Origin of the sequence: Alistipes sp. 56_sp_Nov_56_25 (assembly GCF_001915285.1) — a bacterium.
Taxonomy (GTDB): Bacteria; Bacteroidota; Bacteroidia; order Bacteroidales; family Rikenellaceae; genus Alistipes; species Alistipes shahii.
The window spans coordinates 1-15,587 of record NZ_MNQF01000033.1 but is presented as its reverse complement, the minus strand read 5'-3'; the positions used below and the strand labels follow the sequence as shown (position 1 = coordinate 15,587).

Below are 15,587 nucleotides of genomic sequence, written 5' to 3'. Positions count from 1 at the left end.
CGCAGGGTAGCCATATCCGTAAAATTAATGCCTGCCGTGTAGTAGGAGAACAGAAAGATGTCTCGTGCAAACTCGGCATAGTCCGTTCTATAATTAGGGGCTATCTCCAATGCAACGAGTTTCTGTATATCTTCTTTCGTGATGGCTCGCTTTCTCGTCCGTGTCCATAGGCTCCCAACCTTGTATTTGGTGAATGGGGTAGTTTTAGGCACGAATAAACCCTCGGCGAGTGCCTTGTTATAGGCGGCCTTAAAGATAGCGTATTTGGTGGCTATGCTGTTGTTTGTGTTGCCCTCTTTACGCAGGAACAGTTCAAAATCGTGAAGATATGCAAGGTCTATTTCGTCAAATCGGATATTCAGCGACCGAAATTGCGAAAGACGAGATAACAACGAACGGTGTTTGGATGCCGAGCCGTATTTACCGAGTATTTCCAACCGTTCGATGGTCTGTTTCAGATATTCGCCGACCGTGCAATTGATTTTCCGTCCGTTGGTTTCCAAAAGATTGTCGAGCGTAACCTCTACCTCTAATGCTTCAAGGCGTTTGATTTTGCGTCGATACTCGTTTAGTTTGGTGTCGATTCGGTATTGTAATTCTTGCATTTCGGGGTTGTTTCCCTTAATGCGTTGATTTTCAAAGTCCCAATCGCTTATATGAATCGTGATACCTGTGCTTGCATAGCGAATCTTACGATTTAGGGTAAACCGAATGTGTATCGGTGCGGTATTGTTTGATTTGATTTTGTCTTTGCGGAATATTACATTCGTGTTGATAGTCATTTGTTTACGCTTGTTGCGCAGAAGATATGACTTTCTGTTTACCCTCCGAGAAACGGGGTAAACAAAAGGGTAAACATTTCCCCGAAAAGGCCCTCTTTTCTACCCGAAAATCCCCGACGGCAGGGCAGACGCACAAAAACAAAAAGACCGATAATCATTTTATCAGTCTTTTGCTTTGTACCCCCTCAGGGGCTCGAACCCTGGACCCCAACATTAAGAGTGTCGTGCTCTACCAACTGAGCTAAAGAGGCATCAATCATTATCTGATTGCGAGTGCAAAGGTAGCTATAATTTTTATATCTCCAAAAAATTTGCCGGAAAAATTTTGAAAAATTTCTGCTTTTCCGGCCTCCGGGGTTATTCCAGCGCCAGTTTGTCGCTGTCCCACTCGCCGCCGGCGTCCGGGTAGATGAAAGGCCGCGAATCGCCGAAACGCTTCATATTCAAATAACTTTCATAGAGGTTGATGCCGTTCGCCGACTGTGTGGCCAGCGCGAAGGCCACCACCGACGGATGGCGCTTCGTGGTGTGGTAACTGTTCTCCGTGCGTTCGAGGTATGCCGGCTGCCATTCGGGGTCGTTGGACGGATTCCCGCCCTTGCGGCGCGACTCCCCGCTGCGGCGGGTGTCGATCGGCGCCTGCGCAATCACGTAGAGGCCCTGCACGTCGCAAAAGTTCAGCAGCGATTCGGGCACAGGCCCCGGCAGCAGTTTTAGCGTGTTGAATCCCTGCTCGCGCAGCGCCGCGATTTCGTTTTCGGTGATCGCCGCGGGGACTTCGCGTACGCGTAGCGTCACGGGGCGTGCGTTCAGCGACATCCGCCCGTCCTGCATCTCCACCGAGCGGAAGCCGAGGCGGAGTTCCAGATATTCGACGTAGCGGCCTTCGTGCTGGGTTTTGAGCCGCAGCGTGTACTGCGTGGGGAGTTCGGCGCTCCACAGCAAGTTGGCGGGAATACGGGCCAGGAACCGCAGCGTGTCTTCGCGGCGCATGTCGAGGGTGACGTCTTTCTGTCCCGCTGCGGCATTTTCGCCCGTCGGCGTGAGCAGCTGGTAGTGGATGCGCGAGGTGCGCGGGTTGAGGGCCTCGCTTTTCACCGCGACGGCGATCTCCGCCGTGGCGTTGCCGTCTTCGCCCATGCGGGTTCTGGTCACGACGTCACGCACGCGCAGCGTGGGCTGGCTCATCAGCCAGGCTCCGCCGATGGAGGGCGCCGGAGCCTCTTTCCAGCTTTCGAGCGGTGTGACGGACGACGGCTGCGCGAGGATGACCTCGAGCATGTTGCGGCCCTCTTTGGCCTGTTTGGTGATGTTGATTTCCGCCGGGTTGTTGCCGTCGGCGTTGCAGGCCACGGGAAGGCCGTTCACGCGCACTTCGTAGTCGCCCGACGCCCATCCCAGGTGGAACAGCACCTGCCGGTTGGCCCATGCGAACGGCACGGTGAACGGTGTCGAGAAAACGTTGTCCTTGAGGTTCCATTCCGTCAGACGCGTGAAGTAGCGGTTGTCGCCGCCGTCGGCCGCCGTGGCCGCTTCGGCCGAAGGATAGGCGAGTATCTCGCCGCGCGGCAATTCGCGTCCGTAAGTCGGTGTGTACTCCTGCGCGCAAAGTCCGCAGAGGGAAAAAAGCGCTATGGTCGAAAGGATAGTCCGCATAAGTTCGTATATTTGTCCTCCGTAAAGATACAGAAATTTTTCGATACTGCGATGTCCAGGCTGCCCAAACTCAATTTTCCTGCCATCCGGCTGCGTGCGCGCCGCCGCGGTGACGGCGTGGAGGTCTGGGATTCCCTGCGAGGCATTTATCTCGTGCTGACGCCCGAGGAGTGGGTCCGCCAGCATCTGATCGCTTACCTGACGGCGTATTGCGGCGTGCAGCCCAAACGCATCGTCCAGGAGTATGCCGTGGCGCTCAACGGCCAGCCCCAGCGGGCCGACGTGGTGGTCGTGGGCGACCGGGCCGAGCCGCTGCTCCTGGCCGAGTGCAAGGCCCCGTGCATCCCGATCAACGGCCGGACGCTCGCGCAGGCCGTGCGCTACAATTCGGTGCTGGGGGCGCGCTACGTCATTCTGACCAACGGCCTGCGGCATTACTGCTGCGAATGCCGCGACGGGGAGTATGTCCAGCTCGGCGGCTTCCCGGATCTTTCCGGTGATTGACCGTCCGTTTTCCCCGGCCGTTTCCCCCCCCCAGCCGTTTCCCCAGCCGTTTCCCCAGCCGTTTCCCCAGCCGTTTCCCCGTCCGTTTTCCCTGTACTCGGCGGTCCTGATCTCCGCCCGGCCGGATCGCTACAAATTTCGGAAATTCTTGTCGATATATCCCTGGAAGGCTTCCTTGTAATTCTCGCCGATCGGTACGTACTCCGTGTCGTTGAGGAAGATGCGCCCTTTGACGTAGGCCTTGATCGTGCGCAGGTTGACGATGTACGAACGGTGCACGCGCATGAACGACTCCGAAGGAAGCGCCGTCTCCATGTTCTTGAGCCGGAACAGCGTGGTGATGGTCGTTCCGTCGGCGAGGTGCATGCGCACGTATTCGCCTTCGCTTTCGAGATAGACGATGTCGCTGATCTTCACCAGCGAAACCTTGTAATCGGCCTTCACCGAGATATACTCCTTGTCTTTGGGCAGCGCCTCGGATTCCCCCTCCTGCGCCGGGCGCTGGTTGTGGCGGAGTTCGTAGAGCGAATTGGCCTTGGCCGCCGAACGGCTGAAATCGGCGAAGCTGAACGGTTTGAGCAGGTAGTCCACCGCGTCGAGCTTGAATCCCTCGACGGCGTACTCCGAATAGGCCGTGGTGAAAATCACCATCGGGCGGTCGATCAGCGCGCGGACGAAATCCACGCCGTTGAGGTCGGGCATGTTGATGTCGACGAAAATCAGGTCCACCTTCTTTCCCGCGAGCATCTGCTGCGCTTCCAGGGCGTTGTTGTATTTTGCGACGAGGTCCAGATAGGGTATTTTCGAGATGTAGCTTGTCAGCTGACGCAGAGCCAGCGGCTCGTCGTCGATGGCGATACATTTAAGCATTGAGCGTCGGGATTACGAGTTTTACGGTATAGGTCTTCTCCTCCTCGCGGATTTCCAGCGAGTAGTTCTTCGCGCCGTAGATCAGTTCGAGGCGTTTGCGGACGTTCTCCAGTCCGATTCCCGCGGGGTGTTTGCTGCTCTGGGCGGCGTGGCGGCTGTTGGTGAGCGTGCTGGTCACCTGCCCGTCGGCGTATTCGATCTTCAGGCGGATGAACGACGGATGGTTGTAGCTTACGCCGTGTTTGAAGGCGTTTTCGACGAAGACGATCAGCAGCAGCGGCGGGATCGACAGTTGTTCGGGCAGGTTGCCGGGCGACTCCACGCTGATATTCACGGCGTCGGTGTAACGAATGCGCATCAGTTCGATGTAGTTTTTCAGGAACTGGATGTCGCGGTTGAGCGAAATGATCTCGCGCCCCGACTCGTAGAGCACGTAACGCATCATCTTCGAAAGCTCGATCACGGCGTTCTTGGCCGACTCGGTGTCGATGTCGATCAGCGCGTGGATGTTGTTGAGCGTGTTCATAAAGAAGTGCGGGTTGATCTGGTATTTCAGGTAATCCATTTCGGCCTGAAGGTTCTGGCGCTTGAGCGCCTCCATCTGCTGTTCGTCGCGCATCGACTGGTATATCAGCTTGATACCCGTGTTGGCTCCGGTCATAAAGAATCCCAGCACCACGTTCCAGTACATCTCCAGATTGGAGAACGACGCTTTGCGGTAGGCGTCGAGCGCTTCGGGATCGTTTTGTTTGAGGAGGTGGTCCGTGAGGTGGTCCTCGTAGATCTGCACCAGCCAGAAGACGCTGATGATCAGCGCCAGGTTGCTCGCGAGGTATTTCCCGTATTTTCGCCGGAGCATGTAGCGCGGGGCGATGATGGCATTGTGGATGAGAAAGATGATCAGATAGGGGGCGATATACCTCCAGGCAGTCAGCACGTTTTCCAGGTTGACGTGCATTTCGGACATCATCTGCGAGTTGAGGACCGGGACCAGGATGATGGCCGTCCAGACCATCACGTAGAGCAGGTTTTCACCGATGGCTTGTTTTTTCTGGATTTTCATGCTTCAAATATAGTGAAAGTCGCGGGCAAAGCCAAACTTGTTTGAGCTTTGCCGCGACGCATCGAGCTTTGCCCGCAATGCGCCGATTCAAAAAACACCCGGCTCTTCGGAAGCCGGGTGTGAAAGAAAGCAGGTAACCGTACTAATTAGTGACGCCTCATTGTTAGAATGGATTCAGTGACTATGAAGAATTTTGGGATAGAGAATCCAATTGGTTACCTGCCTGTGCCTTATTTGTTCAACAGCGAGGGTTCGTATAGATAGCGTTTGATGCTTCGTTTCGGGGTTTTTTCGAACTCGTTGGGGTAGAGTGCGATGCCCGAGATGCGCTCGTAGGCGGCCAGCTGCGCGTTGAGTTCCTGAAGGTTGTTCTGCATGATCTGCGGCAGGTCGGCCTTGTCCACGCCCTCGGCCTCGGCCTGTTCGTAGTCGGGGACCACGAGGGCCTTGATCTTGCCGTTTCCGGCGTCGAGCACCAGCGATTCGAGCACGAGGTACATGTTGTTGAGCTTGTCCTCGATCTCCTCGGGATAGATGTTCTGGCCGTTGCCCGAGAGGATCATGGTTTTCGAACGGCCGCGGATGTAGAGCGTGCCGTCGGGGTCCATCGTGGCCATGTCGCCCGTATGGAGCCATCCCTCCTCGTCGAGGACCTTGTGGGTGTCCTTGTCGTTTTTGTAGTATCCCTTCATAACGTGCTCGCCGCGGACGAGGATTTCGCCGGCCACGCGCTGCGGGTCTTCCGAGTCGATCCTCACTTCGAGCAGCCCTTTCAGGAACCGGCCGCACGAACCGGCCTTGAACTCGTTGTCGGGGGTGAAACTGATCAGCGGGGCGCATTCGGTCATGCCGTAGCCGATCGTGATCGGGAACTTGATCTTCATCAGGAACGATTCGGTCTCCTGGTTCATCGGCGCGCCGCCGACGATGAAGATTCCGACGTTGCCGCCGAAGGCGTCCATCAGTTTCTTGCGGATCACCGAGTAGATGGCCGAATTGAGCAGCGGAATCTTCATGGCAATCGACATGAGGCCTTTCTCCAGCATCGGGAGCACCTGCTTGCGGTAGACTTTTTCGAGGATCATCGGCACGCAGCAGATGATCGTGGGTTTCACGACGGCCATCGCTTCCAGCAGGATTTTCGCCGCCGGAATCTTGCCCAGCAGGGTGATGTGTCCGCCGACGGCCAGCGGCGCGAGGAAGTCGAACGCGCAGCCGTAGGCGTGGGCCAGCGGCAGGAACGACAGCGTGCGGCCTCCTTTCTGGAAGTACCGCTGTCCGGTCTGGGTGTTGATTGTCGTTGCGGCGAACATCACGTTGCTCGTGAGGTTGTTCACCGTGAGCATCACGCCCTTCGAGTAGCCGGTCGTTCCCGAGGTGTAGTTGAGCAGGACGACCTGGTCGTTGGGTATTTCGGGATATTTGATGTCGTTGACGCTGAATCCGCGCGGATACTTGGTGCGGTAGTTCTTCACGATGTCGCGCTGGAACTTGGTGAGCGACTTGCCGTCGCGCTCGTAGATCGCGTGGAAGTCCGTGAGCGAGAATACGGCTTCGATCTGCTTGATCTGGTCCTCCTCGATCACGTCCCAGAAGTTGTCGCCCAGGAACAGCAGGCGGCTTTCCGAGCGGTTGATGATATGGATGATGTCCGCAGGGGTGAAATCCTGAAGGATCGGCACGATCACTGCTCCGTAGGTGATGGTTCCCATGTAGGTGATGCACCAGCGTGGGTTGTTGCGGCCGATGAGTGCGATTTTGTCGCCTTGCTTGATCCCGGCTTTCTTGAAAAGCAGGTGGATTTTCGCAATCTCCTTGGCCATTTCATAGTACGAAAAGGTCTCGCCCTTGAAATAGTCGGTCAGCGCCGACATCTCCCGATTTTCCCGAAAACTCGTTTCGTATATTTTCAGCAGGTTTTCCTGTAACATGACGCTTGCTTTAGGTCTTTATTGCGGCGCAAAGATAACGTAAAAATTTATTTTGCCGTATGCCGGCCGCAGGATTTATCCTTTTATGCGGATAATTTCGTCGAAAAGTCCGGAGCCGGTTATTCCCGATCGTGCTCTTTGCCGCTCTTTTTCCGCTCCTCGTCGTCGAGTTTCACGCGCCGCGGCTTCCAGATGAAGGTCTTCGACTCGGTTCCCGCCTTCAGCCGTTCGATGTTCTTGCGGTGGGTGTAGATCAGCAGGATGGCGATCACGAACGAGAACACCACGAAAGCCGTCGATCCGTTGACTTTGGGCGATATGAGGGTGAAGACGGGGAAGCAGCATCCGGCGACCATCGAGGCCAGCGACACGTAGTGCGAGACCATCAGTATCACCAGCCACACGCCGAAGCACAGCAGCGCCACGGGGGGATAGATGCCCGTCACGGCGCCCACGAGCGTCGCGACGCCCTTCCCGCCGCGGAATCCGGCGAAAATCGGGAAGATATGGCCCAGCACGGCGGCGAACACGGCGACGATCTTGAGGTTTATCAGGTCGTTCTGTCCGATCAGGTCGTCGTACTGCATCAGTTCGATGATCGTCACGGCCACGAATCCTTTTAGGAAATCGAGCGCGAAGACCGGCAGGGCGGCCCGCCGGCCCAGCACGCGGAGCATGTTGGTCGTTCCGGCGTTCTTCGAGCCGTGCTCGCGGATGTCGATGCCGTAATATTTCTTGCCGATCCATACGGCGCTTGGAATCGAGCCGAGCAGATAGGCGATGATAATCATGGTGGTAGCCGTATATATCGTCAGAATCATCTTTTTCGCGTGTTAACTTGTTCATGCAAATATAGTCAAAAAATCCGTATGTGGAAGCCGGGGGCGAAAAAACCGCCGCCGTATCCCGCATTTCCGGAGAATTTAGTATCTTTGCATTCTAAATGAATTAATGTATGAACACAAAGGCTTTGCTCGAACCGATGGGCTCGTGGGCGTGGTGGCGCTCGTGGTTTCTGATTTTCCTCGGCTGCTCGGTCATGGGCGCGGGGTTCGTGCTCTTCGTCAATCCCTACAAGTTCGTGCCGGGCGGGGTCTACGGCATGGGTATCGTGCTGCATAACATCTTCCCTTCGGTCCAGGTCGGTACGTTCGGTTACATGTTCGACATTCCGCTGATGCTGATCTCCATGCTGGTCTTCGGCGGCGGTTTCGGCACGCGCACGGTGCTGGCGGCGCTCTATACGCCGGGCTTTATGAACGTGCTCACGCGGCTGGTCTACCCGAATCCCGAGGCGGTCGAGTCGCTGGACCCTTCGCTGCTGCTGGGCGGGCGGCTGGACCTCTCGAACGACCTGCTGCTGACGTGCGTCATCGGCGCCGTGGTGATCGGCATCGGGCAGGGTATCGTCGTGCGACAGCAGGCGACCACGGGGGGCACGGACATCGTGGGCATGCTGTTGCAGAAGTTCGCCGGGATCAAGTTCTCGACGGGCATCCTGCTGGCCGACGGGTTCGTCGTGCTGTCGGGACTGGCCGTGATCGGCTTCGGAATCGGCACGGGCGAGGCGGCAGCGAACGGCTGGATGCTGACGCTCTATTCGCTCATCACGATCTACATCTCGTCGCGTGTGATCGCCTACCTGCTCGACGGCGCGTCGTACGACAAGCTGCTGTTCATCATCAGCGACCACCACGAGGAGCTGAAACGGTTCATCATCGACGACCTCGACCGCAGCGCCACCTACATCAAGTCGAAGGGCATGTACACCGATTCGCTGCGCGACATGATCTTTCTGGTGGTGAGCCGCAAGGAGGTGCGCCTCGTGCAGCACAAGATCAAGGAGATCGACCCGAAGGCATTCGTCGTGGTGACGGATGCCTACGAAACCTTCGGGGAGGGCTTCAAGCAGTTCCCCGAGAAAAACGAGATACAGGCGGAATAGGCTCCGCCAATTAAGAATTAAAAATTAAGAATTGAAAATTGGGATTTAACGTCAATACATTACGGCCTTTGGAGGGCGCCGGGCGCAAACTTTTCATCGAGACCTACGGCTGCCAGATGAACGTCGGCGACACGGAGATCGTCGTTTCGCTCATGCAGCGCGAAGGCTATGTCTATACGGACCGCATCGGCGAGGCCGATGTCATCCTGATCAACACCTGCTCGATCCGCGACAACGCCGAGCAGCGCATCTGGGGCCGTCTGGCCGAGATGAAACGCTACCGGCGCGCGAATCCGGGTCTTGTCGTGGGCGTCATCGGCTGCATGGCCGAACGCCTGCGCGAGAAGCTGGTCGAGGGACCTGCGGGCGTCGATGTCGTGGCCGGGCCGGACGCCTACCGCGACCTGCCGCGCCTGGTGCGCGAGGCCGAGGCGGGCGGCAAGGGTGTCAACGTGCTGCTTTCGACCGAGGAGACCTATGCCGAAATCGCCCCCGTGCGCCTCGACCGCAACGGCGTGAGCGCCTTCGTGGCGATCATGCGGGGGTGCGACAACTTCTGTTCCTATTGCGTGGTCCCCTACACCCGGGGCCGCGAGCGGAGCCGCGATGCGGAGACCATCGTCGCCGAGGCGCGCAGTTTGTTCGAAAACGGCTACCGCGAGGTGACGCTGCTGGGGCAGAACGTCAATTCCTACCGTATGGGCGACGTCGATTTCCCGGAGCTGGTGCGCCGCGTGGCGTCGGTCTCGCCGCTGCTGCGCGTGCGGTTCGCCACCTCGCATCCCAAGGATATGAGCGACGGCCTGCTGGAGGTCATGGCCTCGATGCCCAACGTCTGCCGGGCGATTCACCTGCCGGCCCAGTCGGGCGCCACGTCGATGCTCGGCCGCATGAACCGCAAATATACGCGCGAATGGTATCTCGACCGCATCGCCGCCATCCGCCGCTATCTGCCCGACTGTGCGATCACCACCGACCTGATCGCGGGCTTCTCGGGCGAGACGGAGGAGGAGCACCTGCAAACCCTGTCGCTGATGCGCGAGGTGGGCTATGATTTCGCCTACATGTTCAAGTATTCGGAGCGTCCGGGCACTTTTGCCGAAAAGCACCTGGGGGACGACGTTCCCGAGGAGGTGAAGTCGCGCCGGCTGTCCGAAATCATCGCCCTGCAAAACGAGCTGGGCCATGCGAGCAACCTGCGCGACGTGGGCCGGGAGTTCGAAGTGCTGGTCGAGGGCGAGTCGAAGCGCGACAGGAACCAGCTGTCGGGCCGCACTTCGCAGAACAAGGTGGTGGTTTTCGACCGCGGGGATCATCGGGTCGGCGACTATGTGTGGGTTCGCATCACGGGCTGCACGCCGGCCACGCTATTCGGAGATGTCATTTCCGGACCGTGCAATTAAAAGTGAAAAATTAAGAATTAAAAATTTCTGTTTTATGCGTTTCGATGAACTCGACCTGGAGGATGAAATCCTCGACGGTCTTGAGGATATGAATTTCCACGAGATGACTCCTGTGCAGGAGCACACGATTCCGGTGATTCTGGAGGGCCGCGACATTATCGGCTGCGCCCAGACCGGTACGGGAAAGACCGCGGCCTATACGCTGCCGCTGCTGAACAAACTGCTCATCGAGGGCAACCCCGACAACGTGGTGAAATCGCTGATCATCGTGCCGACGCGCGAGCTGGCGCAGCAGATCGACCAGCAGTTCCAGGGCTTCTCCTATTATGCGCCCCTCTCGACGACGGTGGTCTACGGCGGCGGCGACGGCAAGGGCTGGGACATCCAGAAAAACGGCATGCTGAACGGCGCCGACGTGGTGATCGCCACTCCGGGCCGCATGATCGCCCACCTGCAAAACAGCGGCGTCGATCTTTCGCACGTCGAATACCTGATTCTCGACGAGGCCGACCGCATGCTCGACATGGGTTTCTCGGACGACATTATGAAGATCATCTCCTACATGCCCGCCGAACGGCAGACGATCATGTTCTCGGCGACGCTGCCCCCGAAGATCCGCGAACTGGCCAAGACCATTCTGCGCAATCCCGCCGAGGTCAACATCGCCATTTCGAAACCCAACGAAGCCATCGACCAGTCGGCCTACATCTGCTACGAGCGTCAGAAACTGGGCATCATCCGCGAGCTGTTCGCCGAGCCGACCGACTCGAAGACGATCATCTTCTCGTCGTCGAAACTCAAGGTCAAGGAGCTGGCCCATACACTCAAGCGCATGGGACTCGACGTTGCGGCCATGCACTCCGACCTGGAGCAGGCGCAGCGCGAGGAGGTGATGCTCAACTTCAAGAACAACAAGGTGAAAATCCTCGTCGCCACGGACATCGTCGCGCGCGGTATCGACATCGAGGACATCGGCCTGGTGCTCAACTACGACGTGCCGCACGACCCCGAGGACTACATCCACCGCATCGGCCGTACGGCCCGCGCGGCGGCTTCGGGCGCCGCCATGACGTTCGTCAGCGAGGAGGAGCAGGGCAAGTTCCACCAGATCGAGAAATTCATCGAGCGGGACATCCGCAAGGCCGAACTGCCCGAGAGCGTGGGCGAAGGCCCGAAATACGCTCCCGACGAGAACCGCGGCCGCTTCGGCCGGGGGCGCGGAGGTCGCAGCGGGGGAGGGCGTTCCGGCTCGGGCCGCGGACGCGGCGGACGCGGCGACCGTTCGGGTCGTAACGACCGGGACCGCCGCAGCGAACGCCCGGCGGCTGCGACTGCGGCTGCGGAACCTGCCGCGGCACAACCCGCTTCGCCGGACAGCGACCACGCTTCGGGCCGTGGCGAAGGCAACCGCGGGACCCGCGACCGCCGCCGTCACCGCGGAGGCCGCAATCGGGGCCGCGGCAACAAGCCGCAGGGCGGCGAACCGACGCCGCAGGCATAAATACCAAAAATTCCCGTCGAACCAACGACGGGAATTTTTGTTTACCTCCGTTTTACCGGGCGTGATCACATACGCTAATGTACCGCCGTCCGGAGCGTATGCCATCTCCCTCCCTGAAGGAGGGCTGGGGTGGGGTCGGATTTATCTTTTATCCCATGCGGGATGCGCGGGGTCTTCGGCCGTCAGGGCTTCGGCGAGGCTGATGCCCAGCGCCCGGGCCACGCCTTCGCCGTACGACGGATCGGCGTTGTAGCAGTTGCGCACGTGCCGCTGCTTGATGAACAGTTCCGAATCGCCCATGGCGCGCGCCGTGTTTTCGCATGTCGCCTGCTGATCTGCGGGCGTCATCAGCCGCCACAGCTTGCCCGGCTGCGTGTAATAATCGTCGTCGAATTCGCGCTCGTCGTAGTTGTAGACCGCGCCGTCGACGGCCAGGGGCGGCTCCTTGAGGGCCGGTGTGTCCTGCCATTCGCCGTAGCTGTTCGGCTCGTAGGGCGTCGTCGCGCCGTAATTGTCGTCGGTGCGCATCTGCCCGTCGCGGTGGTAGGCGTGGAACGGACAGCGGGGCTTGTTCACCGGAATCAGGTTGTGATTCACGCCCAGGCGGTAACGCTGCGCATCGCCGTAGGAGAAGAGGCGTCCTTGCAGCATCTTGTCTGGCGAGAAGCCGATGCCCTCGACAATGTTCATCGGGTTGAAGGCGGCCTGCTCGACTTCGGCGTAGAAGTTTTCCGGATTGCGGTTGAGTTCCAGAATGCCCACGTCGTGCAGCGGAAAATCGCCGTGATACCACACCTTCGTCAGGTCGAACGGATTGATTTTATAGGTCCGGGCCTGCTCCTCGGTCATCAGCTGCACCTGCATCAGCCAGCGCGGATAGTCGCCGCGTTCGATGGCTTCGAACAGGTCGCGCTGGTTCGATTCGCGGTCCTTGGCGATGATGGCCTCGGCCTCCGCGTCGGTCAGGTTCCTGATCCCCTGCTCGGTGCGGAGGTGGAACTTGACCCACGTGCGTCGGTTGTCTTTGTCGTAGAGGCTGTACGTGTGGCTTCCGAATCCGTGCATGTGGCGGAAGGAGGCCGGAATGCCGCGCGGCGACATCGTGATGGTCACCTGATGCAGCGCCTCGGGCAGCAGCGTCCAGAAGTCCCAGTTGCTGTTCGGGCTGCGCAGTCCGGTGCGCGGGTCGCGCTTGATGGCGTGGTTCAGGTCGGGAAACTTCAGCGGATCGCGCAGGAAGAAGACCGGGGTGTTGTTGCCCACGAGGTCCCAGTTGCCGGCGTCGGTGTAGAACTTGATGGCGAAGCCGCGGATGTCGCGTTCGGCATCCGCCGCGCCGCGTTCTCCGGCCACGGTCGAGAAGCGCACGAAGCACGGGGTCTGCTTGCCCACCTCGGCGAAGATCGACGCCCGGGTGTATTTCGTGATGTCGTGCATCACGGTGAAGGTTCCGAAGGCTCCCGATCCTTTGGCGTGCATGCGCCGTTCGGGGATGACTTCGCGGTCGAAGTGGGCGAGTTTTTCGAGGAACCACGGGTCCTGCAAGGTTACGGGGCCGCGTTTCCCGGCTGTCTGAATGTTCTGGTTGTCGGCGATGGGCCGGCCGTTTTCGGCTGTCAGTTTCTTTTTGTCCATATGGCTTTTGTTTTTGGTTGTGACGGATTCCCTGCTTGTAAATGTATGATATAATTCTGTGAATAACAAGCGGATAATATTGATAGTGCCATAACTTAAACCTATAATGGCCAAAATCGTGCCCGGACGGAACGGCGTGCGGACTGAAAATTTCCGGCCGAATGTGCGGATATTTCGGTCCGGGGCGTTATCTTTGAGAAACGGAACGGCGGTTCCGGGAATCGGGACCGTTCGCTGAAACAGTTTAGCCTGCAATGATTGATTTGAATTTCAGCCGTGAGTTTTTTGCGGCCATGCTGGTCACGGAGGTGGAGAAGGTCGGGTTCGCCGTCCTGATCCGGACATTTCCCGATGCAATGGAATTGCAGCACCCCGCTGTCCTGATCCGGGGTATCCGGGAGTTTGCTTTTGATATTGCCGAAGGCTGCTTCGTCCGCCTCGGGGCGCGTTGCGACGGGAAGATAGAGGCCCTGCGGTCCGGAATCAGCAAGTCCGGGGACGAAATCCGGTTCACGGCGGTGGATTACGTGTACCGGGAGTCCGAGTTCCGGAAAAAATATGTGAACCGGGTCGTCAATCCTTTTTTGACGTAAAGCCGGTCGACGGCCCTGCGGAAAGCATAATGTGAGGCACGGCGTCCTTTCAAGGAGGGGTTTGGGGAGGTTGTGAGCACGGGATTTTTCGGGGTTGGCCGCCGCTTGGGCTGCAATTCCATCCGGGAACTTACTTCTGCCGGAAGTAAATCTGCATCGGAAGTCCCATAATGAAAGCCCCTCCTTTCAAGGATGAGTGTTTTTTTATAATTGGAATAGGCAAAATGTAAATAACCGAAAATCAATATATTAAAATTCCGTTATTTACACGGATTTCGGATGCAAAGGCTATTAAAAGTAGAATTCGACGGGAGTTTCGTTACCAAATCGTAACCCCGTCGAATTGCTTTATAATAGCATATATGCGACTGAATTACAATTTCTTGCGCAAATATACGTAATTCTTGAGAACTCAACAACCGATACCTTTGTCACATTAAAAATTGTTGAGTTATGAAAAGTACGTTCAAAGTTCTGTTTTATCTGAAAAAGGATAAAATCTCGAAAGACGGGAAAGTTCCGGTCATGGGGCGCATCACGGTCAATGGTACGCAAGCCGGTTTCAGTTGCAAGTTGAATATCGACCCGGCACTATGGGATGAGAAAACCAATTATCTGAAATCGCAACGAAATACGCTTTCGCGCGAAATTCACCAGATGCTTGAAAACATCAAAGCTCAAATCGCCAAACACTATCAGTCGATCAGTGACCGTGATGCGTATGTCACGGCCAATAAGGTCAAGAATGCTTACCATGGTTTCGGCGACCGATATAAAACGCTTATCGCAGCTTTCGACTACCATGCCGATTCTATAAAAGCGAGAATCGGACGTGACAGAGCGCAACGTACTTACGATAGGCTGATGGAAGAGCGCCGTTGCCTGATGCGGTATCTGGTTCTGAAAAAACTGGAAGATGTGACTTTGAAGGAGTTGGATGTCACGTTCATCGAAAGATATTACGCATGGATGCTCTCAGACGGACATTGCGGCAAGACAACGGCTTTCAAACGCACCCAGACGTTGAAGTGTGTTTTATATGTAGCCGTTGAGCAAGGCTGGATAGACCGTCATCCCTTTCTGGCGTTCAAATGTGCTCCGGATTATAAGCCCCGCATGTTCCTGTCCGACGAAGAAATACAACGGCTTATGGATATAGAATTGCGTTATCATCGGCAGCGGGCCGTGCGGGATATGTTTATTTTCTGTTGTTTCACCGGACTGGCTTATATAGATCTGAAGAATCTGACTTACGATCATATCGTAACAACTCCGACGGGAGAACAATATATCTACAATCGCCGTCAGAAGACCGGTACGCCTTATCACATCATGTTGCTGCCCATTGCGCAAGAGCTTATCGAACGATATAGGGGGTATCCGGGTAAAATCGACGAAACGCGGGTCTTTCCCGTGAAAGATCGGAAAAGTATGTGTACAACGATAAAACGTATTGCCCAAAAATGCGGCATTACCAAAAACCTATCGACGCACATCGGTCGGCATACGTTCGGAACGACGGTCACGCTGGAGAAAGGCGTTCCCATTGAGACTGTCTCGGAGATGCTCGGACATAAGCAGATTACGACGACTCAGATCTATGCCAGTGCGCCCAGAATGGTCGCTTAATAAATACTTCTTTAGCAAGAAGTTAGGATTGGGTTCGATATAATCCTATCGTCAATCAGTTTATCCAAAGGGGAA

Annotated in this window: 13 protein-coding genes and 1 tRNA gene; 6 read left to right on the top strand and 8 right to left on the bottom strand. The window is 57.1% G+C overall.

Translation table 11 applies throughout. The annotated features are described in order from the left end of the window. The 3 genes from BHV64_RS08380 to BHV64_RS08370 form a co-directional block, all read right to left on the bottom strand. Positions 1 to 782: site-specific integrase (locus tag BHV64_RS08380; RefSeq protein WP_288115728.1), on the bottom strand; the 782-nt coding region annotated here is incomplete at its 3' end. 178 nt (positions 783 to 960) lie between these two features. Then, positions 961 to 1,033 (bottom strand) — tRNA-Lys (locus tag BHV64_RS08375). Positions 1,034 to 1,139: 106 nt separating this feature from the next. After that, positions 1,140 to 2,438: a glycoside hydrolase family 2 TIM barrel-domain containing protein gene (locus BHV64_RS08370; RefSeq protein ID WP_195579392.1), complete on the bottom strand. Its 1,299-nt coding sequence runs from the start codon at positions 2,436 to 2,438 to the stop codon at positions 1,140 to 1,142. Between the two features lie 51 nt (positions 2,439 to 2,489). On the opposite strand from BHV64_RS08370, the gene BHV64_RS08365 reads away from it, so the two are divergent. Beyond that, complete coding sequence (locus tag BHV64_RS08365; RefSeq protein WP_118406978.1) at positions 2,490 to 2,942, top strand: type I restriction enzyme HsdR N-terminal domain-containing protein; 453 nt, start codon at positions 2,490 to 2,492, stop codon at positions 2,940 to 2,942. Between the two features lie 129 nt (positions 2,943 to 3,071). Here the strand turns inward: BHV64_RS08365 and BHV64_RS08360 are convergent, their stop codons facing one another. From BHV64_RS08360 to plsY, 4 genes are all read right to left on the bottom strand, one after another. Further along, a complete protein-coding gene (locus BHV64_RS08360) occupies positions 3,072 to 3,812 on the bottom strand; it encodes a LytR/AlgR family response regulator transcription factor (protein WP_022061253.1) in 741 nt (246 codons plus the stop codon). Next, positions 3,805 to 4,875 carry a sensor histidine kinase gene (locus tag BHV64_RS08355; RefSeq protein ID WP_022061252.1) on the bottom strand — a complete coding sequence of 357 codons (1,071 nt, stop codon included), beginning with the start codon at positions 4,873 to 4,875 and terminating at the stop codon, positions 3,805 to 3,807. Before BHV64_RS08355 ends, BHV64_RS08360 begins: the two co-directional genes overlap by 8 nt. 230 nt (positions 4,876 to 5,105) lie before the next feature. Further along, positions 5,106 to 6,806, bottom strand: coding sequence for an AMP-binding protein (locus BHV64_RS08350; RefSeq protein ID WP_288115727.1), 1,701 nt, complete (start codon positions 6,804 to 6,806; stop codon positions 5,106 to 5,108). A gap of 119 nt (positions 6,807 to 6,925) precedes the next feature. Beyond that, a complete protein-coding gene (gene plsY / locus BHV64_RS08345; protein ID WP_138266048.1) occupies positions 6,926 to 7,627 on the bottom strand; it encodes a glycerol-3-phosphate 1-O-acyltransferase PlsY in 702 nt (233 codons plus the stop codon). A 134-nt stretch (positions 7,628 to 7,761) separates the two neighbouring features. Between plsY and BHV64_RS08340 the strand changes: the two genes are divergently transcribed. Genes BHV64_RS08340 through BHV64_RS08330 form a run of 3 tightly spaced genes read left to right on the top strand, consistent with a single transcriptional unit; the run spans position 7,762 to position 11,655 of the window. Then, a complete protein-coding gene (locus tag BHV64_RS08340; protein WP_015546625.1) occupies positions 7,762 to 8,751 on the top strand; it encodes a YitT family protein in 990 nt (329 codons plus the stop codon). 38 nt (positions 8,752 to 8,789) lie between these two features. After that, complete coding sequence (miaB, locus tag BHV64_RS08335; protein WP_217727815.1) at positions 8,790 to 10,154, top strand: tRNA (N6-isopentenyl adenosine(37)-C2)-methylthiotransferase MiaB; 1,365 nt, start codon at positions 8,790 to 8,792, stop codon at positions 10,152 to 10,154. Positions 10,155 to 10,188: 34 nt separating this feature from the next. Next, complete coding sequence (locus BHV64_RS08330; protein WP_118406976.1) at positions 10,189 to 11,655, top strand: DEAD/DEAH box helicase; 1,467 nt, start codon at positions 10,189 to 10,191, stop codon at positions 11,653 to 11,655. A gap of 141 nt (positions 11,656 to 11,796) precedes the next feature. On the opposite strand, the gene BHV64_RS08325 is transcribed toward BHV64_RS08330, so the two are convergent. Further along, on the bottom strand, positions 11,797 to 13,290 hold the full coding sequence (locus tag BHV64_RS08325) for a catalase (RefSeq protein ID WP_022061420.1): 1,494 nt from the start codon (positions 13,288 to 13,290) through the stop codon (positions 11,797 to 11,799). Positions 13,291 to 13,544: 254 nt separating this feature from the next. On the opposite strand from BHV64_RS08325, the gene BHV64_RS08320 reads away from it, so the two are divergent. Continuing rightward, on the top strand, positions 13,545 to 13,883 hold the full coding sequence (locus BHV64_RS08320; protein ID WP_015546623.1) for a hypothetical protein: 339 nt from the start codon (positions 13,545 to 13,547) through the stop codon (positions 13,881 to 13,883). A gap of 453 nt (positions 13,884 to 14,336) precedes the next feature. Beyond that, positions 14,337 to 15,512 carry a site-specific integrase gene (locus tag BHV64_RS08315; RefSeq protein ID WP_288115726.1) on the top strand — a complete coding sequence of 392 codons (1,176 nt, stop codon included), beginning with the start codon at positions 14,337 to 14,339 and terminating at the stop codon, positions 15,510 to 15,512. Positions 15,513 to 15,587: the final 75 nt, after the last annotated feature.